The 19,783-nt window shown below is 53.0% G+C and carries 22 protein-coding genes; 9 read left to right on the top strand and 13 right to left on the bottom strand.

What is annotated here, in order from left to right; all coding sequences use genetic code 11:
• Positions 1–210: 210 nt before the first annotated feature.
• From ACFQW4_RS07875 to otsB, 9 genes are all read right to left on the bottom strand, one after another.
• A complete protein-coding gene (locus ACFQW4_RS07875; protein WP_377724683.1) occupies positions 211–1,890 on the bottom strand; it encodes a methyl-accepting chemotaxis protein in 1,680 nt (559 codons plus the stop codon).
• Positions 1,891–2,060: 170 nt separating this feature from the next.
• The gene (gene cheW / locus ACFQW4_RS07870; protein WP_008102858.1) at positions 2,061–2,558 is read right to left on the bottom strand and encodes a chemotaxis protein CheW; all 498 of its coding nucleotides are present in this window, start codon (positions 2,556–2,558) and stop codon (positions 2,061–2,063) included.
• 22 nt (positions 2,559–2,580) lie between these two features.
• Entirely contained in the window at positions 2,581–4,551 is a 1,971-nt protein-coding gene (cheA, locus tag ACFQW4_RS07865; RefSeq protein WP_377724709.1) for a chemotaxis protein CheA, read from the bottom strand.
• Positions 4,552–4,561: 10 nt separating this feature from the next.
• Positions 4,562–5,593 (bottom strand): flagellar motor protein MotB, encoded by a 1,032-nt coding sequence (gene motB / locus ACFQW4_RS07860; protein ID WP_192413558.1) that lies wholly within the window; start codon positions 5,591–5,593, stop codon positions 4,562–4,564.
• Positions 5,590–6,477: a flagellar motor stator protein MotA gene (gene motA / locus ACFQW4_RS07855; protein ID WP_007891047.1), complete on the bottom strand. Its 888-nt coding sequence runs from the start codon at positions 6,475–6,477 to the stop codon at positions 5,590–5,592. The genes motB and motA overlap by 4 nt, the downstream gene beginning before the upstream one ends.
• Before the next feature lie 132 nt (positions 6,478–6,609).
• Positions 6,610–7,188 carry a flagellar transcriptional regulator FlhC gene (flhC, locus tag ACFQW4_RS07850; RefSeq protein ID WP_110865989.1) on the bottom strand — a complete coding sequence of 193 codons (579 nt, stop codon included), beginning with the start codon at positions 7,186–7,188 and terminating at the stop codon, positions 6,610–6,612.
• Entirely contained in the window at positions 7,188–7,538 is a 351-nt protein-coding gene (flhD, locus tag ACFQW4_RS07845; protein WP_008102850.1) for a flagellar transcriptional regulator FlhD, read from the bottom strand. Before flhD ends, flhC begins: the two co-directional genes overlap by 1 nt.
• 1,057 nt (positions 7,539–8,595) lie before the next feature.
• Positions 8,596–10,035, bottom strand: a complete 1,440-nt coding sequence (otsA, locus tag ACFQW4_RS07840) for an alpha,alpha-trehalose-phosphate synthase (RefSeq protein ID WP_101760737.1) — start codon at positions 10,033–10,035, stop codon at positions 8,596–8,598.
• Positions 10,032–10,820, bottom strand: coding sequence for a trehalose-phosphatase (gene otsB / locus ACFQW4_RS07835; RefSeq protein ID WP_101760738.1), 789 nt, complete (start codon positions 10,818–10,820; stop codon positions 10,032–10,034). Before otsB ends, otsA begins: the two co-directional genes overlap by 4 nt.
• Positions 10,821–11,358: 538 nt before the next feature.
• Here otsB and ACFQW4_RS07830 point away from each other — a divergent pair.
• The 6 genes from ACFQW4_RS07830 to ACFQW4_RS07805 all read left to right on the top strand — a co-directional run bounded on the left by ACFQW4_RS07830 (position 11,359) and on the right by ACFQW4_RS07805 (position 15,663).
• Positions 11,359–11,652, top strand: a complete 294-nt coding sequence (locus ACFQW4_RS07830; protein WP_218168224.1) for a hypothetical protein — start codon at positions 11,359–11,361, stop codon at positions 11,650–11,652.
• 161 nt (positions 11,653–11,813) lie between these two features.
• Positions 11,814–12,965, top strand: coding sequence for a lactaldehyde reductase (fucO, locus tag ACFQW4_RS07825; RefSeq protein ID WP_110865988.1), 1,152 nt, complete (start codon positions 11,814–11,816; stop codon positions 12,963–12,965).
• A 322-nt stretch (positions 12,966–13,287) separates the two neighbouring features.
• The gene (locus tag ACFQW4_RS07820) at positions 13,288–14,166 is read left to right on the top strand and encodes a manganese catalase family protein (RefSeq protein ID WP_101760741.1); all 879 of its coding nucleotides are present in this window, start codon (positions 13,288–13,290) and stop codon (positions 14,164–14,166) included.
• A 133-nt stretch (positions 14,167–14,299) separates the two neighbouring features.
• Positions 14,300–14,497 (top strand): hypothetical protein, encoded by a 198-nt coding sequence (locus ACFQW4_RS07815; protein ID WP_101761030.1) that lies wholly within the window; start codon positions 14,300–14,302, stop codon positions 14,495–14,497.
• A complete protein-coding gene (locus ACFQW4_RS07810; RefSeq protein ID WP_101760742.1) occupies positions 14,498–15,307 on the top strand; it encodes a hypothetical protein in 810 nt (269 codons plus the stop codon).
• Entirely contained in the window at positions 15,268–15,663 is a 396-nt protein-coding gene (locus ACFQW4_RS07805) for a hypothetical protein (protein ID WP_377724711.1), read from the top strand. Before ACFQW4_RS07810 ends, ACFQW4_RS07805 begins: the two co-directional genes overlap by 40 nt.
• A 34-nt stretch (positions 15,664–15,697) precedes the next feature.
• On the opposite strand, the gene ACFQW4_RS07800 is transcribed toward ACFQW4_RS07805, so the two are convergent.
• From ACFQW4_RS07800 to ACFQW4_RS07785, 4 genes are all read right to left on the bottom strand, one after another.
• Positions 15,698–15,964 carry a biofilm development regulator YmgB/AriR family protein gene (locus tag ACFQW4_RS07800; protein ID WP_101760743.1) on the bottom strand — a complete coding sequence of 89 codons (267 nt, stop codon included), beginning with the start codon at positions 15,962–15,964 and terminating at the stop codon, positions 15,698–15,700.
• A gap of 62 nt (positions 15,965–16,026) precedes the next feature.
• Positions 16,027–16,317, bottom strand: coding sequence for a hypothetical protein (locus ACFQW4_RS07795; protein ID WP_101760744.1), 291 nt, complete (start codon positions 16,315–16,317; stop codon positions 16,027–16,029).
• A 120-nt stretch (positions 16,318–16,437) separates the two neighbouring features.
• A complete protein-coding gene (gene ycgZ / locus ACFQW4_RS07790; RefSeq protein ID WP_007891089.1) occupies positions 16,438–16,683 on the bottom strand; it encodes a regulatory protein YcgZ in 246 nt (81 codons plus the stop codon).
• A gap of 213 nt (positions 16,684–16,896) precedes the next feature.
• Positions 16,897–17,175 carry a hypothetical protein gene (locus tag ACFQW4_RS07785; RefSeq protein ID WP_377724674.1) on the bottom strand — a complete coding sequence of 93 codons (279 nt, stop codon included), beginning with the start codon at positions 17,173–17,175 and terminating at the stop codon, positions 16,897–16,899.
• Positions 17,176–17,371: 196 nt separating this feature from the next.
• Here ACFQW4_RS07785 and ACFQW4_RS07780 point away from each other — a divergent pair, with 196 nt between their 5' ends.
• The 3 genes from ACFQW4_RS07780 (at position 17,372) to umuC (ending at position 19,709) form a co-directional block, all read left to right on the top strand.
• Complete coding sequence (locus ACFQW4_RS07780) at positions 17,372–17,884, top strand: GNAT family N-acetyltransferase (RefSeq protein ID WP_101760746.1); 513 nt, start codon at positions 17,372–17,374, stop codon at positions 17,882–17,884.
• A 140-nt stretch (positions 17,885–18,024) separates the two neighbouring features.
• Complete coding sequence (umuD, locus tag ACFQW4_RS07775) at positions 18,025–18,447, top strand: translesion error-prone DNA polymerase V autoproteolytic subunit (RefSeq protein ID WP_101760747.1); 423 nt, start codon at positions 18,025–18,027, stop codon at positions 18,445–18,447.
• Positions 18,447–19,709, top strand: coding sequence for a translesion error-prone DNA polymerase V subunit UmuC (gene umuC, locus ACFQW4_RS07770; protein WP_350261832.1), 1,263 nt, complete (start codon positions 18,447–18,449; stop codon positions 19,707–19,709). Before umuD ends, umuC begins: the two co-directional genes overlap by 1 nt.
• Positions 19,710–19,783 lie beyond the last annotated feature (74 nt).

Genomic DNA, 19,783 nt, shown 5'->3' with positions numbered 1-19,783 from the left:
AAGTGGGGGTGATCGACCTGAAGAAAAAGTCGATCACCATGGGTAAAGGATGTTAAAAAGTGTTCACCATGTCCCCGAACACCTGTCTACCATGTCCCCGGACTGTACACCCACAAGTGGGAGAGGGAACCGATCGAGCCTGCATGGGGCAGCGTCTCCCTCTCCCGCGTGCGGGAGAGGGCCGGGGTGAGGGACCGACCACTCCGAAACTTAAAACGTTTCCCAGTTGCTGTCCCCAGCCGCGCCGGTCAGCGCTTTACGCGGTGTGCCGAGCGTGGCTGGTGCGATCTGCGGATGACGCACGCCGCTTCTGGCCTGCGGCTGCGCGTGTGCCGCGCGCGGTACGCGGAACACCGCCACCGACTGGCTCAGGCGACTGGCCTGCTCTTCCAGCGAGGCCGCCGCCGCCGCAGACTCTTCCACCAGCGAGGCGTTCTGCTGCGTCACGCGATCCATCTCCGTTACCGCCTGGCCAACCTGATCGATACCACGGCTCTGCTCATCCGACGCCGAGGCGATTTCACCCATGATGTCTGTGACGCGCGTTACCGCATTAACGATATCGCTCATGGTCTCACCGGCGGTGCCGACCAATTCAGATCCGCTGTTCACGCGGCTGACGGAGTCTTCAATCAACCCTTTAATCTCTTTCGCCGCCTGCGCGCTGCGCTGGGCCAGATTACGGACTTCACCCGCGACCACCGCAAAGCCACGGCCTTGCTCACCGGCGCGCGCCGCCTCTACCGCCGCGTTCAGCGCCAGAATATTGGTCTGGAACGCGATGCCATCGATAACACTGGTGATGTCGGCGATCTTCTTCGAACTGCCGGCGATATCGCTCATGGTACGAACCACGCCTTGCACCACATCACCGCCCTTCTGCGCGGTTTCGGAAGCACTCAACGCCAGCTGCGACGCCTGACGCGCGTTTTCGGCGTTCTGCTTCACGGTGGCGGTCAGCTGTTCCATGCTGGCGGCGGTCTGCTCCAGGGAAGCCGCCTGCTCTTCGGTACGTGCCGAGAGATCGTTGTTGCCCGCAGAGATTTCGCTCGCTCCGGTAAAGATGGCATCCGAACCGTCACGCACATCACTCACCGTGCGCACCAGCGACTGCTGCATCTCATGCAGGCTTTCCGCCAGTTGGCTCATTTCGTTGCGTCCTTCGACCGCGATGCGCTGCGTCAAATCGCCCTGCGCAATGTGCTGGATATGCTGGATATTCTCATTAAGCGGCTTGATGAGGATTTTGCGCATGCCAAACCAGCACAGCACAATCACCGCCACCACAATCGCCAGCACCGCGCCTAACAGCCAGATCATGTGATCGTAGGCTGAGCTGTTGGCTTCGACGCCCGCCGCAGTCAGGCGATCCTGATCGGCACGCCATTGGCGGTACTCTTTCAGGAAGGCGTTTTGGCTTGGCGCAACCGGCGCTTTGGCTGCCTGATCGAGATCTTTTGCGACCAACGCGTCCTGCAACTGGCCTAGCGCGCTGGCATAGGCGGTATAGGTTTGATCGAGACGTTTGTTGAGCGCGGCATCCTGTCCCGGCGTGTCCGGCGTCGCTTTAAACAGCTGGTAGTTATCGGCGGCCTCTTTCTGGAAGGCTTTGCTGTCGCCGTACAAACCGGCGATATCCGCTTCGGTACCGGTCAGTTTGCTGGTTGCCATGCGCAGCTGAATGCGGGTTAACACCACACGGCTCTGATTGAGGCTCATGTAGGCGTCGTTGATGGCGGCGGTGTTTTTGCTCGCCAGTTGTGAAACGTTAAAACTGTTTTTGTCATCGCTTAGCGCTTTAAAAAACAGTGAGCCGGATGCCAGCTGTAAAAAGCCAAACACTAACAACACCAGCAATAAGCTGGTGACAACGCGGATTCTCGTAAACATAGTTTGCCCTGGAAAATGAAGGAAAAAATCGTACCGATCGGTTATCGACCAGGGGCGGAGAAGATTGAGGGATATTACAGCGTTTTTTTGCGGATTTATTGTTGATTTGTAAGGAATTAATTAATGTATGTAATGATAACGGGCCGCAGCAGCGCGGCCCGTTACGGGAACTATGCAGTACGCAGGTTATCCACCAGCGCCATCTCTTCGCTGCTCAGCAGCTTTTCGATATCGACCAGAATCAGCATACGTTCACCCAGCGCGCCCAGACCGGTCAGGTACTCGGTGGACATGGTGACCGCGAACTCCGGTGAAGGACGAATCTGCTCTTGCGTCAGCGACAGCACATCAGAAACGCCATCCACCACGATGCCCACCACGCGATGCTCAAGATTCAGCACGATCACCACGGTGTTCTCGTTGTACACCACATCCGGCTGCGAGAACTTCACGCGCAGGTCGATGATCGGCACGATCACGCCGCGCAGGTTGGTGACGCCTTTGATGAATTCCGGCGTGTTGGCGATGCGGGTTACCTGATCGTAACCGCGAATCTCCTGCACTTTCAGAATGTCGATGCCGTACTCTTCGTCACCCAGTGTGAAAACTAAGAATTCCTGGCCCACGGTTTCGCCAGCGATTTTGGTCACGGTTGCCATGTCAGTCATTTTTTTACCCTTTCGTTATCTATTACGCTGCGGCACCGGCCACACGCTTTTCACGGTTCAACGATTGCAGTGCTGAGACATCCACAATCAGCGCCACGCTACCATCGCCTAAAATGGTGGCGGCAGAGATGCCCGGCACTTTGCGATAGTTGCTTTCAAGGTTTTTCACTACCACCTGATGCTGACCAATCAGCTGATCGACCAGCAGCGCATAGCGACGGCCTGCGCTTTGCAGAATCACCACAATGCCTTGCGTGGCGTCGGTTTTGGCGTTCTGCACCTCAAACACATTCCACAGTTCTACCAGCGGCAGATATTCGCCACGCACTTCCAGCACGCGCTCGCCACCGGCCAGCGGTTTCAGCTCTTCTGCGGTTGGCTGCAGCGATTCCATCACCGCGTTGAGCGGCAGAATGAACACTTCGTTAGCGACGCGTACTGACATGCCGTCGAGGATCGCCAGCGTCAGCGGCAGCAGGATGCGAATGGTGGTGCCCTTGCCCTGCTTCGAGGAGATTTCGACGTGACCGCCCATCTCCTGAATATTCCTTTTCACCACGTCCATGCCCACGCCACGGCCCGACACATCGGTGACCTGCTCAGCGGTGGAGAAGCCCGGCGCGAAGATCAGCATGCCGACTTCTTCATCGCTCATGCTGTCGCTGACCGGCAGGCCAGACGACAGCGCTTTAGCCAGAATACGTTCGCGGTTTAGACCGGCACCGTCATCGATCACTTCGATGCAGATGTTGCCGCCCTGATGTTCCGCCGACAGCGTCAGGTTGCCGACGGCGGTTTTATTCGCAGCCAGACGTTTTTCCGGAGTTTCGATACCGTGATCGAGGCTGTTACGCACCAGGTGCGTTAACGGATCGATGATGCGTTCAATCAGGCTCTTATCCAGCTCGGTTGAGCTGCCGAGCAGCGTCAGCTCCACTTCTTTGCCCAGCTTGCTGGCCAAATCGCGGACCAGACGCGGGAAGCGGCTGAAGACGTACTCCATCGGCATCATACGAATCGACATCACCGATTCCTGCAGATCGCGGGCGTTACGCTCCAGCTGACCCATGCTGTTCAGCAGGTCGCCGTGCGCCACCGGATCCAGCGCACCGGAGCGCTGTGCCAGCATCGATTGGGTGATCACCAGTTCGCCAACCAGGTTAATCAGCTGGTCCACTTTCTCGACGGCAACACGGATGCTGCTGGATTCGCTGCCTTTAGCCGGTGCGGCGGCACGTTTAGGTTCGCGCTTCACCGCTGGCGTAATATCGGTGACGGTGGCGGTTTGCACCGGTTCAGCAGCCACTTCAGCAACCGGGGCGTCGGCAACGGCCGCCGCGCCTGTCGGGAAGTGAATCTGTGCTTCATCCAGCACAAAACAGAGCACCGCGACGATGTCATCTTTGCCGACGCCATCAATGGTAACGTCCAGCGAATTGGCGCCTTTCACTACGTTACTGACGGTACCGAGATTGCCGAGCTCCTCCAGCATCAGCTCCGGCTCTTTCTCTTTCAGGTCAACCAGTTGCAGGCGCAGACCTGCGGCCGAAATTGGTGCTGCGATCTCAACCACTTCGGCGACTTTGGGCGCTTCAGGCGCAATGCCTTTCGCTTCCAATGCCAGCTGACGCAGCGCTTCGCAGATATATTTAAAGCTTTCTGCATTCGGCTCCTGCGCCGTTTTATAGGCATCGAGCTGTTCTTGCATAATATCTTTGGTTTCCAAAAACAGGTTGATGATATCGGTGCTGAGCTGCATCTCGCCGCGGCGCGCACCATCCAGAATGTTTTCCAGGATGTGGGTGGTTTCCTGTAAAACCGTAAAGCCAAACGTACCGGCTCCGCCCTTGATGGAGTGGGCGGCGCGGAAGATGGCATTCAACTGCTCGGAATCGGGCTCCTGGGGATCAAGTCCCAACAGGTGTTGCTCCATATCCGCTAACAGCTCATCGGCTTCATCGAAAAACGTCTGGTAAAAATCGCTGATGTCCATGCTCACGGGATCACCTCGGCTGTGAGGGTTGGTCTGGTGTCACCGCGCTCGCCGTGGGCGTCGCCGCTGCCGCAGGGGCCGTTGCAGCAGCCGGCGCAGCCGGTGTTGCAGTGGAACCTGTTGGAGCAGTCGACGCAGCCGGTACAGCGGGTGCGGTAATGTTGGGAATCATTTGCGCCGGGTCGCTCACCTGAACGGCATCGCTCTCGGCATTCTCTTTTTCAATCGCCGCTTCGGTGTCGTGATTCAACACCAGCAGGCTAATGCGGCGGTTGACTGCATCATTAGCACCACGGTTTTTCAGCTTCATGGTGTCGGCCATACCGACCACACGCAGCATTTTGGCGCCGTCGAGGCCACCAATCACCAGCTCGCGCCGTGAGGCATTGGCACGATCCGCCGACAGTTCCCAGTTGCTGTAGCCACGATCGCCGTTGGCATACTGGAAATCATCGGTGTGACCCGCGAGGCTGATTTTGTTCGGAATATCATTCAGCACCGGCGCGATAGTGCGCAGGATATCGCGCATGTAAGGCTCCACGTCCGCGCTGCCGGTTTTAAACATCGGGCGGTTCTGGCTATCGATAATCTGAATGCGCAGTCCCTCTTCGACCATGTTGATGATCAGATGCGGACGCAGCGCTTTCAGACGCGGGTCGGCTTCAATCAGCTGGTCGAGCTTTTCACGCAGGCGATTCAGGCGGATCTCCTCCAGCTTCTTCTTCTGCGCATCCATATCGACAATCTTCTTCACTTCACCCTTCTGCTGCGTCGGATCATCGCCGCCGCCGGGGATCGGACTTTCGCTGTCGCTGCTGCGCTGACCGCCGGTCAACGCCACTTTCAGCGGCGTTTTAAAGTATTCCGCAATCTGGACCAACTCTTTGGGGCTGGAGATGGAGAGCAACCACATCACCATAAAGAACGCCATCATCGCCGTCATAAAGTCGGCATAGGCAATCTTCCACGAACCGTGGCTCCCATGGTGACCTTTATGTTTGCGCTTTTTAACCAGCACAATGGGGCGATTGCCTGCTTTCATGAATTCTCATCCGAAGTTTGTTTCGCCGGGTTCTTGGCGTTACGCACGTGCTCTTCCAGCTCCGAGAACGACGGACGTTCAGCGGAGTAAAGCGTTTTACGACCAAATTCCACCGCGATTTGCGGTGCGTAACCGTTGAGGCTGGAGAGCAACGTCACCTTCACGCACTGCATCATCTTGGTGGTTTCGGCACATTTCTGGCGCAGCACCGACGCCAGCGGAGAGATAAAGCCGTAGGCCAGTAAAATTCCGAGGAAGGTACCGACCATCGCATGGGCCACTAACGCACCCAATTCGGCCGCCGGACGGTCGGCTGACGCCAGTGCGTGCACCACGCCCATTACCGCCGCGACAATACCGAAAGCCGGTAAGCCATCACCCACCGCCGAGATACTTTGCGCGGGGACTTCACACTCGTGCTCGTAGGTCTCAATCTCTTCATCCATCAACGCTTCAATTTCGAAGGCGTTCATATTTCCGCTGACCATCAAACGCAAATAATCGGTAATAAAATCGACTAACTGTTTATCGGACAAAATACGCGGATAGTTAGCGAAAATTTCACTCTGGCTGGGATCTTCAATGTCACGTTCTAATGACAACATGCCTTGCTGACGGGATTTCGCCATCAGGCGATAAAGCAGCGCCATTAAATCCATGTATACGGCTTTGTTATATTTCGAGCCGCGCATTAACAATGGCAGCGCTTTTAATGTTTTCTTAATCGATTTGCCATTATTGCCGACTAAAAAGGCACCAATACCGGCACCGCCGATAATGATCAGCTCCGCCGGTTGATAAAGCGCGCCTAAATGTCCGCCGACCATCGCGTAGCCGCCCAACACGGAGCCGACGACCACGATATAACCCAGAATTATCAGCACAAAAAATCCTTACGTCCGTAACGTGTTGATGGAAGTTAAGCCAGAGAGCCGCAGGTGTTATTCGTTGATCGCAGGCAAAAAAAAAGCAGCGGTATTAACCGCTGCTGGATGTTTTCCACGATGCGAACAAACTTAAACGGCGCGTTTAACCTGTTCATCCAGCAGTTGTGGAAAGGTATCGGCAGAATCTGCAGAAAGTTTACGTCTTTTTACGGCACGTGATGGCGGCTGGCACAGGCTGCAGACAAAGCTGCCGATGGGCTGATGAGCGTGGTTAATAAAGCTGCCACCACAGCACTTACAGTCAGACAGTTCCAGCATGCCACTTTCAACGAATCGCACCAGGGTCCATGCACGCGTTAGCGCCAACAGCGGGCCCTCGTCCGATTGCGGACACTGCTCAAGATACAAGCGATAAGCTTTGATTACCGCTTCAACGCCACTGTTCAAGCCGGTTTTCAGCAAGAACTGCCAGGCGTTACAGAACATAGAAGAGTGAATATTTTGTTCCCAGGTCATGAACCAATCGGTAGAGAATGGCAGCATACCTTTCGGTGGTGGCGCACCACGCAACTCTTTATAGAGTTTAATCAGGCGACCACGGCTCAGCTGAGTTTCACTCTCCAGCATTTGCAGTCGTGCGCCCAATGTAATCAGCTCCATGGCCAGCTGAATATCACGCGCTTCCTGAACAATACTTTTTTCGGTCATTAAACGGCCCTCTTCTTCGCAGAGACGTCATCTTTAGACGCATTTCGCAGGAGACGGCTGGATAATAAAATACCGGTGTGGATTTGCTGTAAGTCATCCACACGTGACTCTTGAGTGAGGCGATTAATATGGTTGTGATCGGTAAATCGGAACTGGCAAACCAGTTGGTTGGTTTCCGCTAATTTTACCATCTCAGGTAAAGTTAATTGCGACAATGCATCAGCCATCGATTCATCGATGCCTAAACGAAACATTGCTGAAGCTTTTTCCTGGTTAATTAAACGCTGAGCAAGGAGCAAATATGACAGATTGATGTCATATATATGTTTTAGTAATTCTGATGTACCCATTTTTTTCCATCCTGATAGACGCGACACATATACGGCCACAGAATTAAATTGTTCTATGGTTCGGGCTGCTGGTTGGTAAATCTAAAGATGGCAAAAAATAATCAGGCTTGAGCCAACGTGCTCCTGACTGTTGCACTTTTCGTCAGGACACTGATCTGTAGTAATCAAAACTCCAGGCCATTCTTTGCTTGAGTTGTAACCATCTTCCGTGACGTCTGCTTACAGTTTTTTAAGACTAATCTGAAAACAAGGCAAATCTATATTGTCTGATTTCGACATACAACGTGAGTGGCGCGAAATTTTAGATAAAGTGTGATCTACGTCACACTTTTAAGGCAAATTTTTTCTCTAAACCTTCAGCAGCGCTTTTCTGTTGTCCATTTTTTGCGCGATTTCTGATTATTTCCTTAATAGTTTGCTGAAGTAAGGCGGATTTTAGGCTGTGCGGAAGATTGTCATTACAACGCGATCAGTTATCTGTTCTATGGCAATTAGGGTGCTATAACACGCCATATAAAGGATTATATGCAGCATAATACTCTGAATTAGCATAAAACTATTCGCTTCTAAATTAATCACTTACAGGGAATATTGCCCATGTGCCGTAAAGCGAGACGCTAGCGAAGCGTGAAGTCTGGGCGCAGAGCGCAAGGGAACTGTTAGTGGATTGTAGGGAGTGTTTAGCGCACGGCAGGGGATGTAACAGGGCGTTACATTAGAGAAATGAATGAATAGGCATTTTTCGGTTTGCTCCACGATGACTATCGGCGCACCACCTGAGATCTTTAGGGTTGCGAGGGAAAAAAGCTCTTTTTGCCTTTCGTTTGTGTGCTTTTTAACCAAATCGTGCGCTTTTTGCTGATGAGTCAGCGCATTAGCGCTTTAAGAAATGAAATCGATTTCGAGAAGTTACAGTGGCGCGTGAAAACGCTGTGCAGCGGAGCGTAAATTCAAAGAGGCGCGATAAATCGCGCCGCTACGGAAGTGTGCAATAAGTGAGCAAAGCACCCAATGTTAGCATTTACCGTAGCGGCGCAATGTATCGCGCAATTAAGCGTTACGCTAATTTCGGAAAGGTAGCGACTTTATTTACCGTACCGTGATCGTCACTGCGTACCGGCAAAGTATTTAAATCTTTCAGGAAGCTTTCACGCCAGTGTGAAATATCCTGTTTGCGCAACACCGCCATCATGTCGTTATAACGCGAGATACGTTCGGTACGCGGCATGGTCAACGCGCGATCGAGCGCCGCCGCCACGTCATCTCGATCGTACGGATTGACGATCAGCGCGGAAGTCAGCTCATTGGCCGCACCGGCAAATCGTGACAACACCAACACGCCAGGGTTATCCGGGTCCTGCGCTGCTACATACTCTTTCGCCACCAGATTCATGCCGTCACGCAGCGGCGTAATCAAGCCGACGTTGGTGAGACGGAAGATCTTCATTAACAGACGACGATCAAAGTGCTGATTGAGGTAATAGAGCGGCGTCCAGCCCAGCGTGCCGTATTTACCGTTGATGCGCCCCGCTTCCGTTTCCAGCTGGTGACGGATGTCCTGATAAGCCTGCACATCGCCGCGCGAGGTGGGCGCAATTTGCGAGTAGCGAATTTTGCCGCGGTGCTGCGGGAAATTCTCCAGCAGGGCTTCGAAGGCCAGGAAACGCTCCGGCAATCCTTTAGAGTAATCCAGGCGTTCACAGGCGATGATATTCTGCAGATCGCCCAAATCGCGTTTCATCGCCGCCATTTTCGGTGGCAGCGGTCCTTCCGCCATCTCTTTGATGGTGTCCGGCTCAATACCAATCGGATAGACCTCAGTCATAAAGGTGTTACCGAAGGCGCGATGCTTCTTCTCTCCTTTATTCTGCAGCTGCGTCAGTTGGCTCAGGCTATCAAGGAAAGCTACGCGGTCAGATTCTGTCTGGAAGCCCAGCAGATCGTAGTCGCACAGCATCTCCAGCAGCTCCTGATGCGGCGGCAGAGCATTGAAGATCTCTGGCGTCGGGAACGGGATATGCAGGAAGAATCCGATGCGGTTATTAATGCCCTGCTTGCGCAGCTCGGCGGCAAACGGCAGCAGATGATAATCGTGGATCCACAGAATATCGTCGGGCTTCAGCAGCGGTTTAAGGCGCTGCGCCAGCAAAGTATTGACGCGGCAGTAGCCATCCCAGGCTTCGCGCTGATACTGCACCAGATCGAGGCGATAGTGGAACGCCGGCCAAATCACGGTATTGGAGAACTGGAGATAATATTGATCATAATCGTTTTGATTAAGCGGCAGTGACGCATAGGTGATGCCGTCTTTTTCGATCTGCGTAAGTTCTTCATCCTCTTCTTCACCCGAGAATTCGCTGATCTCTCCGTTCCAGCCAAACCATAATCCACCGGTATCTCGCAGTGCATCTAAAATACCGACAGCAAGCCCGCCTGCGCTGGCCTTGCTACCATCGGGGATCGCGATACGGTTAGATACGACGACTAAACGACTCATAACCTAAACTCCTTACCAACATTGTCATGTTCTAGTTGTAATAATAGTTGTTCAAGCCAGTGCCATACGGCCTCAACGCTGTTGAGGCGATAGCGTGCATGGCTGGCCCCTTCACCGACTTTGACAGAGATCCCCTGCATGGCATTTACCACGAGGAATCCTTTTTCATCTGTCAGGTCGTCTCCCACAAATACCGGAATGCGTCCGGCAAAGGGTGCTTCCTGCATGAACTCACGTACGGCAGCGCCTTTATCAATGCCTTGCGGCTTCAGTTCCACCACGCATTTACCTGGCTGAAGCGCCAGCTCGGGAAAGCGTGCAACGGCGTCTTCGGCCAGCTGCATAATGGCGTTTTCGTACTGCGGCGCATTGCGATAGTGAAGCGCAAATGCCATGCCTTTCACTTCTAATAGCGTATCGGGCCACTGATCCAGCGTCTGCTGCAGTTCAGTTTGCAGTGTTTGCGCAATATCCCCCGGCAAGCTGTGGCGATGCACGCGGCCCGCCGCATCGCGGCGTTCTGCACCGTGCACGCCCGCGGCGGGGGCTTCGAGTGGCGCGACTAAGGCGTCGAGTTGCGCAATCGGACGGCCGGAAACCAGCGCTAAGGCGCCGTGGCTAAGATTGGAAATGTGTTGCAGCAGCTGGCGTACCGGAGCGGGAATGGAGACCGACTCGGGCTGCGACTGAATCGCTGCCAGCGTGCCGTCTACATCAAAAAAGAAGGCGTAGAGTCCGCCACTTAATGACGGCAAGGTGCTGTTGTGATTAACCGCGGAGGTCACGACTCTTCTCCTGTCTTGTGGAATTTGTCATTACAGGATGTTCGGAGGCTGGCTGGGTGATCGAGGCGGTTGCTACCGCAGAAGTGTGTGCGAGGAGGTTTTGCAGATAACACGGAATTTCGATAGATAACACTCCACAAACAAACATCATTTAAACTCACTCGCCAGGCTGACTGCGAACATCGTCAGAATTAAGTGTAGACGCAGATCACGATATTGCCAGATACGCGCGGCCTGGCTATAGGATAAGTGGCCGTTTTAAGGCTTATGCCGCAAAAGAATCGCCTCAGCGCTTTTTCAGCCGTTTCGCTTATTTTTTAGCGTTGATAACGCCCTTCTCCCGCCTCAATTCCCGGATTATGCCGACTTGCATCCGCCGCGAGGATTATCATATGGTGCGTTTACCGTGCGGCTACAGCGCGGAAATAGCGCCCTGATCGGCATTGATCACGGCTGTTAGACCCATTCAGGCAGGAATCCGGATAATGGAAAACCGATCGACATCACATTTTTCACTTGTCGCGGCAGGTGAGCGAAGATGATCCCGCAAAGCTACAGCCAACGCGTTCACTTCTATTACTGCATTCTGGTCGCCCTGAAAATCAACGCCAAAACGAAGAAGTCTGGCGGCGTGCGCGGCAAGAATAACTTCCTGCTGAAATGGCTGCGTAATGCGCAGAACAACACCATTTTCCCGCCGGATATCACCAGCGAGATTGAGTGGCTGCGCGCCAAGATCATCAGCTCAGGACCCGACACCGACCTGGAACCGATGCTGCAATATGTTTACGACACGGCGAAGCGTGCCGAGACGATGCGTTTAGGTTCATGATTCCTTCCATTTATTCGACTCAATGGAAACCGCGATTTTATTGAGGCAACGCAATATCTGTATCGTCATTACCACGTAAATCTGGATACGGTTAAATCTTCTTATCTTGATGAATTTAATCGAAAAATCTTAAATCTGGCATCTACGTGAAGGTAATTAATATGATTAACAGAATGATCCTCAATGAGACCGCCTATTTCGGTGCGGGCGCGATTAATTCTATTGTCGATGAGATTCACAAACGCGGTTTTAACAAAGCGTTGGTGGTGACCGACAAGGATTTGATCAAGTTTTCTGTCGCCACCCGCATCACCGATCTGCTGGCGCAGCACGACCTCAGTTTCGCCATCTATGATGAGGTGATCCCCAATCCTACCGTTGAGGTGGTGCATGCGGGCGTCGAGGCTTTTCGTCGTTCGGGCGCCGATTATCTGATCGCGGTGGGCGGCGGCTCGCCGCAGGATACCTGTAAAGCTATTGGCATGATGATTGCCAATCCCGAGTTCAGTGACGTGCGCATGCTGGAAGGCGGCGCCGCCACGCGCAATCCCTCCGTACCGATCATTGCGGTGCCGACTACTTCCGGCACCGCAGCGGAAGTGACCATCAATTACGTCATCACCGATGAAGAGAAGAAGCGCAAGTTCGTCTGCTACGACCCGCACGATATCCCGGCGATTGCCATTATCGATCCCGACATGATGGCCAGCATGCCCGCCAGCCTGAAAGCGGCGACCGGCGTCGATGCGCTGACGCACGCCATTGAAGGCTACATCACGCGCGGCGCGTGGGAACTGACCGACATGTTCCATCTCAAAGCGATTGAAATTATTGGCCGCTCGCTGCGTGATTCGGTTAAAGGCGTGCCTGCGGGCGTGGCGGATATGGCGCTCGGTCAGTACATCGCCGGAATGGGCTTCTCGAATGTTGGCTTGGGTCTGGTGCACGGTATGGCGCATCCGCTGGGCGCGTTTTATGGCACGCCGCACGGCATCGCCAATGCGGTTCTGCTGCCGCATATCATGGCGTTCAATGCCGAGCATACCGGCGAGAAGTACCGCGATATCGCCCATGCGCTGGGCATGGAAGGTGCCTATAGCTGTTCATTAGCCGATGCCCGTGCGCTGGCCATTGATGCGGTGATCACCCTAAACCACGATATCGGTATTCCGCTCAGACTACGTGATATCGGCATGCAGGAGCAGGATGTGGATGCGCTTGCCACCGCAGCTTTCGCCGATGTGTGTACGCCGGGCAATCCGCGGGAGTGCAGCGTGACGATGATCGCTGCGCTGTATCGTGAGTTGTTCTGATTAGGCGTTAACCAGGTCACCATTAATGGCGACCGACGTGTTTTGTAGGTGCGCATTTATGCGCACCAGAACGACGCGCTTATTTAATTCATGCCAACATTCACCCTTTAAAATAATATTTATCTCGCGGCTTAAAATAAAATTAATTTAACCCGGTGCGCTTGCAGCAATGGGATGCCCGTTTAGTATTAATGAGGCGGCATGCAGTTGATGAGTACAAGGCTAAATTCACTCCTTCCCTCCTCCATTTCTTATCGTTATTTATTTTTAAACATCAGAATTAATTCCCTTTCTCCGTTTATTTTATTTTTTGAGGTGAGCTATGTTTCGACATGTAAAGCAGTTGCAATATACCGTGCGCGTTAATGCGCCCAATCCCGGTCTGGCCAATTTATTACTCGAGCAGTTTGGTGGTCCGCAGGGCGAATTAGCCGCTGCGATGCGCTATTTCATGCAGGGCTTAAGTGATGAAGATGCGGGTCGTCGCGAGATGCTGATGGATATCGCGACTGAAGAGTTGAGCCATCTGGAAATTATCGGTTCGCTGGTTGGCATGCTGAATAAAGGTGCCAAAGGCGAACTGGCGGAAGGCAGCGAAGAGCAAGGCGATCTTTATCGCTCCATCACCGGCGCGGGCAATGACAGCCATCTGACATCGATTCTGTACGGCGGCGGCCCGGCATTAACCAACTCCGCGGGCGTGCCCTGGACAGCGGCTTACATTGATACCATTGGCGAAGTGACAGCGGATCTGCGCTCCAACATCGCGGCCGAAGCGCGCGCCAAAATCCTCTACGAACGCCTGATCAACCTCACCGATGACGTGGGCGTGAAAGATGCGCTAGGCTTCCTGATGACGCGCGAAGTGGCGCATCAGCTGTCGTTTGAAAAAGCGCTCTACTCCATCCACAACAACTTCCCACCGGGCAAACTGCCGCCGATCGAGAAGTATGCGCACACCTACTACAACATGTCTCAGGGTGACGATATTCGCGGTAGCTGGAATTCGGATGAGAACTTCGACTATGTCGCCGACCCGCAGCCCGCAGTGGATGGTGGTGATGGCTCCGCCAGCGTGACGCTGCCGTCAAAACAGCTGAGCGATCTGGATACGCTGGCAACACGCACCGCTTCACAGCCCGATACCAATCCGATTACCGGCGCGGAACCCGGCAGTAAAACGCCGCTTACCAATCAGTAATTATCACAGGTCGCCCTAAACGGCGACCTGGCAGATTAATCCGGAAAACGCCCTTTCATTTCAGTTACGCGGCTGGGTTGTTGAGGGATGTGCCATAGTTGACGCTGGCATAAATAATAAGGATGGCTTGATGATGTTTGGTTTTTTAACTTCCCTGTTCGGTAGCCCGGAGTCATTAGTGCAAGTCATGACGCGCCAGGACATTCAGGAATCGATTGAGGAAGGCGACAGAATTATTATTGATGAAGATGGTAACGCTTCGGTTAATGCGTTGAGTCCTGAAGTGCAGCGCGATTTTGCCCATCATGTCAGCACATTAAAGGATATTTAAATGGGCACGGCGATATTTATGGTGATGATGGTTTGCGGCTATTGGTATACCAGCCGCGACATGTCGAGCCGTTTAAAAATTAAGCGTTCCTTTGGCTGGGATGTCTATTTTCTCATTGCGCTGTATGGCTGCATATTTGTGCTGCAAGGCGTGCTGGCCACCGCGATTATCTGGCTGATTCTGCTGGCCGCATCGGGCGTGAACAATGCGTTTGCGCTGACCTCGGCGGAGAATGTGCACTGGAACGTCGATTTCATGACGTGGAGCTTTTTAGGCATTCAGGCCCCGGTGGTGCTGATGCTGGCCTTTGCCATCCTGTTCTGTATGTATCGCTCCAACTGGGCGGTCAGCGCCCGGCTCAACGCCGGTGGACGCAAGGAGTTGTATCAACGCCTTTCCCGCTCCAACGGCATTGAACAGTTGCTATTGCAATGTATGGAAGAAGGCGAGCTGGCGTGGGTCACACTGAAATCGCGCCGTATCTATATCGGCATGATTCACGCGGCGACCTTTGAATATCCAAACACTGCCAACATTGTGTTGATCCCGATGCTGAGCGGCTATCGTGATTCACGCACGCTCAATCTGGCGATCGAGCATAATTACAGTCTGTGGTACCACAATCACAACATTGATTTCTCGTCCGCACCTAAAAGTGCCCTTGAGTTTCGTAAAGTGATTATGGTGCATCAAATAGAGAGTTTGTCGCTGTTTGATCCGGCCAGCGCCAGCGCATTAGCGATGGATAAGCAAAGCGGTAATAAACGCAAGTGGATGCGAAAATCCGCGCCCAAACGCGACTATCCCTAAATTTACTATTCAAAGATGCTGGCTTTATCGTGCAATTGCTTTATGTTGCACGGAGCCAGCAACATTCCATAATAAATCAAAATAATAAGGGCATCATGATGGACTTTAAAAAGTTCGAGGACACTTTACAGCTGTGGGGGAATTTACACTTCACGGGAATTGAACTGCAACAGCGTGATAATAAAAGCGAAATTTACGCGACCGGCACTAATAATCATACCCAAAGCCAGCTGTATATTTGCACGCTTTCAACTGATGTCGCTTCACACGTCCAGTTAAAACAGTTTCGCACCTGGTTGCACAGAATTAATATTGGCAAAGCGAAGCGCCGATTAGCTCTCGCCAGAAAGGTTTAATTCATTGTCCCCGCGCGGGGGACAGAGAGGAATATCAGGCGTCGTCAGGCGTGTAACCCACCACAATTTCCAGTGTTTTGCGCAGCACATCAGCTTCAGCATCACCTTCTGCGGTTTCCAGCGCCATAATCAAACAGAGAATAATCGATTTATTACTGACGCGCCCTTCCGTGGCCAGCACGTGGCGGATAACCCTATCCAATACGGCAGCTTCGTTTCTTAACGTACTGTCTGCATTGCGAAAATGCTCTGCCAGTTCGGTGTCAGGCAGTGCAGCGTAGAGGTTGTGATTTTCCGACATGATTCCAGTCCCGTGATTGTATCTACGCTCGAATTTACAGTGCCTAAATGCGAGCCAATCAGTCAATGTTTACGATTGTTACCAGACTGTTGGTTGTTACCAAACAGCTGAAGAACGTTGTCGCTTTGCGGCTGCTCTTCGCGCAGCTTTTTTCCCGCCGAAATACTGTTGCGTACATCGGTGATGGCGGCAGTAATCGCTGCACGCTGCTCTTCGTCATTGCTCTGCTGCTTCATCAGCATCAGCTGATTCAACAGCGCTTGCGTATTGACCGGGCCCGTACGCTGCAACAGCGCCAGCGCCGCTTCGCCAATAATTTCATCGATTATTTTCTGGTGTTCACTTCTATTCATAACGAATTTTCATAACGAATCTCTGACCGCCGCTTCGCCCCGGTGCGGGGCGAAACCAGTGTGGGAGCGTATTCAGAGTAAAATTTTAATACTTGTACAAGTTTGACGTCTGACTGGCTCTCAGCTTTCACGTTCAAATAACAAGCCAATCAGCTGATGATAGTGATGCTCTTCTTCAGCATTGGCGGCCAGTTCCAGTCTGCGCAGCAGCTTGGTGCATAGCGATTTGCGGTTGAGGTTACGGCCTTCGCGTAAGATTTCAACCACGATCTGACCCAAGGTTTCCTGCTGCGATGGCAGCGACGCTTTGCTGAAATAGTTGGCAATGGCCTCGACTGAACTCGGCGTGTATCCGTTCTGACGCATAATTGACCCCAATAAATGAAAAAGTTAGATCATTTGACCTAAGTAAAGTTGTACAGATAGCAAAAAGCTGTACAAGGAGCTTACTCAAGATATCAGGCAGGTTTTGTTGCAAAAAGTGCTAAGAAGTGTGAATTAGGACAATTAGAAAGCTTTTATTTCCAAATCTGTGCGCTCCGCGCCGAAAGTCATCGACGCGTGAGCCGGTTGGGATGGTCAATTGTCGTCGGCATCGGCCGAAGGCATTCTGACACTGCCTTCCTGGCGACTCAATCCGCGCAATGCTGAATGGACGCGATTATCGTTGCCCGCCGGTTGACGGTGCGTGAGCAACCATTGCTGCGCCTGGGCAATACGCTGCTGCTGTTGACTGTTTTGCTCTTTTCTCGCCATGCGCGCGAGCTCTGCCAGCAGTGAGGAAACGCTGACTTCCTCACGGCGCACCAGTAATGCATAGGCCGCTTCGCCGATAATTTTAGGTTGCGAATCTGACATCTTCTACCTCCTGAGAATATGGGCTTACGCTTGCTTCTCACTCTTCATTATAGATCATCGGCCTGGCACCTTGTTAACAGACAGCTCTGGTTATCTTGGGTTTTTGTTACTAACACGTTATGGTAACTGCCCTTCGGTGGCCTCTGCTCGCACCGACGACGTGATTAATAACAAGCATTAAGCAAGGAAATCTGGCATGGAGTTCACCATACGCAAAGCCACGGCAGAGGATGCAGAGCTGCTGCACCTGCTGGGCCGCATGACCTACAGTGCGCATTTCAAACATATGTGGGTTTCCGCAGACGAACTGGATGCCTTTATCGACAAGGAATACGGTCTGGCAGAGCTGAATAGCAGCCTCGCGGCGCCCAATGAGAGCTGGCTGATCGCCGAGACCGACAAGCCGATTGGCTTCGCCAAAGTCACCTGGAACACACCAGTGCCGGATTCCGGCATGAGCGGCGCGTTGCTCAACAAGCTCTACCTCAATCCAGAAGAAACCGGCAAAAACTACGGCCGCTGGATGTTCGAGAGCATCATCAATGAGGCGCGCGACAAGCGTGAAGGCTACCTGTGGCTGGAAGTGTTAGGCGATAACGTGCGTGCACGTAAGTTCTACGAAGCCTTTGGTATGCAGCACATCAAAGACATTCCGTTTATCACCGCTTCACAGCAGAGCACCCTGCAGATCATGGGGATGATGATTTAAGCGCAGCGGTAAGCCCTTTGGCACAAAATAAATTTCCTTTGTTGCCAACTGTTTTGCAAATCATTACGGGTTCTGGCTTGATCAAACTGCCTATTCGACATTACTGTATACATATACAGTAACGATTTGAGATCGCAGCCATGCAGTTTTATCAGCCCGCGGAAATCCGCGCTATTCTCGCCTTACCTTTGTTCATCAGCCGCGTGCCCTGCGGCTTTCCGTCCCCGGCGCAGGACTACGTTGAACAACGTATCGACCTCAACGACTTTTTAGTCGATCACCCCAGTTCAACCTATTTCATTAGAGTCAGCGGTGACTCGATGATCGACATCGGTATCAATGAGGGTGACATGCTGGTGGTGGACAGCTCGCTCAAACCCAAACACGGTGACATTGTGGTGGCTTCGCTTTCCGGCGAGTTCACCGTGAAACAGCTGATGTTACAGCCTTACCTGCATCTCAAACCGATGAATACCGCGCATGCGGTGATCGCCATTCCTGACGCCGATGAGTTCGAAGTCTTCGGCATCGTTAAACACGTGATTAAAACCATAGGCCGCTGATGTTTGCCCTGGTGGATGTGAATTCGTTTTACGCCAGCTGTGAAACGGTGTTTCGCCCGGATCTGCGCGGCAAGCCGATTGTGGTGCTGTCGAACAACGACGGCTGCATTATTTCGCTAAGCAGAGAAGCCAAGGCGCTGGGCATTAAGATGGGCGCGCCCTACTTCAAACATCGCGAAGAGTTGATGCGCCACAAAGTGGTGGTGTTCTCGTCTAACTATGCGTTGTATGGCGATATGTCGCGCCGCGTGATGGAGACGCTGGCGCTGATCTCCACGCGCGTGGATGAGTATTCCATCGACGAAGCCTTCGTTGACGTCACCGGCATCAACGCCTGCATGACATTCGAACAGTTAGGCCGCGACATTCGCGACCGTATTTATCGGGACACCCATTTGCGCGTGGGTGTCGGCATTGCGCCGACCAAAACCCTCGCCAAGCTCGCCAACTGGGCCGCCAAACGCTGGACCAAAGCCGAGAACGTGATGGATCTCTCTTTGCCCCACCGTCAGCGCGAGTTGATGAAACTGGTCAAGGTTGAAGAGGTGTGGGGCGTGGGCCGGCGCTTATCGAAAAAGCTCAACCTGATGGGCATTACCACCGCACTGCAATTGGCTGAAACCCCGACCGCGCTGATCCGTAAACACTTTGGCGTGGTGCTGGAGCGTACGGTGCGTGAATTATGTGGCGAGTCTTGTCTGGCGTTTGAAGAGGTGATTCCCAACCGGCAAAATATCCTCTGCTCGCGCTCGTTTGGCGATCGCATTACCGAATATCAGGATATGCGCGAAGCCATTGCCAATTACGCGGCGCGTGCCGCAGAGAAATTGCGCAGCGAGCGGCAATATTGCCGTCATATCGGGACGTTTATTCGTACCAGTCCGCACGATCCGCATCATCCTTATTATGCCAATGCGGCCAGCCAAACCTTGATTACGCCCACCGCTGACAGCCGCGATATTATTCAGGCCACGCTCAACTGTTTAGATCGCATCTGGGTGCCCGGTAAGCGTTATATGAAAGGTGGCGTCATGCTGGGCGATTTCTTTAGCGATGGCGTGGCGCAGTTTGATCTGTTTGCGGAATATCAGCCGCGTCACAATAGTGACCAGCTGATGGCCCTGATCGACAAGATGAATGCCCACCAGCGCGGTGCGTTATGGTTTGCCGGACAAGGCATTCAGAAACCCTGGTCGATGAAGCGCGAGATGCTGTCCCCGGCCTACACCACCCGGCTGGCGGATCTGCCGGTAGCGAAGTAAGCGCTTCACGCTTGAATTACACGCATGCGAATGCGATATTCAGCCCCTGATACGGTCACAGCTTAATAACATCC

Origin of the sequence: Pantoea sp. GCM10028869 (genome assembly GCF_042666835.1) — a bacterium.
Lineage (GTDB): Bacteria > Pseudomonadota > Gammaproteobacteria > Enterobacterales > Enterobacteriaceae > Pantoea > Pantoea leporis.
Note: the sequence above shows the minus strand (reverse complement) of the source record. Positions and strands in the feature narration are given on the sequence as shown.